This is a genomic window from Polaromonas sp., assembly GCF_030682935.1.
GTDB lineage: Bacteria > Pseudomonadota > Gammaproteobacteria > Burkholderiales > Burkholderiaceae_C > Polaromonas.
Genome location: NZ_JAUXNA010000021.1, coordinates 1 through 1,011, shown reverse-complemented (window position 1 = coordinate 1,011; position 1,011 = coordinate 1). Strand labels below are relative to the sequence as shown.

Below are 1,011 nucleotides of genomic sequence, written 5' to 3'. Positions count from 1 at the left end.
TCTTCGGTATGCTCGCCCCGGCGCGGGGCGGCACGGGCAATGGTGCTGGGCGTGCGCTCCAGCTGCATGGGCTGGCCCACCAGCCGCTGTGCGCCGAGGTGTGTGGACACCACCTCCTTGACCATGTTGAGGTGCTGGATCTGCGGCTCTTCAAACACCTCCTTCAGATTGTTGATGTGGCCGCAGGCCACGCCACCCGCGTTCGGACGATCAATCCAGTAGGCACGGTCCTGCTCGGCCAGCCGCCGGTTGATTTCGGCATTGAGGGAATCGCGGTTGACCGATCGCCCCTTCTTGTCCTTGTAGCGTTCATCGCTGACCCACTCCGGTGCGCCCAGGATGTCGCAAAAACGTTCCCATATCTTGGAACCGAACACGGCGATGTTCATATAACCGTCACGCGCCTTGTACACCCCGGTCGGGATGCTGGTGGGGTGGAAGTTGCCGGCCTGGGTGGCAATTTCACCATCGATCAGCCAGCGCGAGGTCTGGAAATCCATCATGTAAACCATGGACTCGAGCAGCGACGTGTGCAACCACTGGCCCTTGCCGGAACTTTCGCGCTCCAGCAGCGCCACCAGAATGCCTTGGGCCGCAAAAATGCCGGCGCACAGGTCGGCAATCGGAATGCCCACGCGCATCGGTCCCTGCTCGACCAGGCCAGTCACGGACATCAGCCCGCCCATGCCTTGGGCGATCTGGTCAAAGCCGGGACGCCCGGCCAGCGGACCCGACTGTCCAAACCCCGAAATGCTGGCGTACACCAGGCGCGGGTTGTCCACGCTCAGGGTTTCGTAGTCGATGCCAAGGCGAAACTTGACGTCGGGACGAAAGTTCTCCACCACCACGTCCGCCCCGGCAATCAGGCGCTTGAGGACGCTGATGCCCTCAGCCTCTTTGAGGTTCAGGGTGATCGAGCGCTTGTTGCGGTGCGTGTACTGGTAGTCCGAGCCCTCCTGCCCGCCCAGCGTGTCATCACCGCGCATGTGCTCGGGCATCTGGACCTGGATC

The 1,011-nt window shown here is 62.7% G+C and carries 1 protein-coding gene; it reads right to left on the bottom strand.

Annotated elements, in window-relative coordinates:
* Window positions 1–1,011 (bottom strand): CaiB/BaiF CoA-transferase family protein (locus Q8K05_RS00865; RefSeq protein WP_305244665.1); only part of this gene is annotated, 1,011 nt, incomplete at both ends.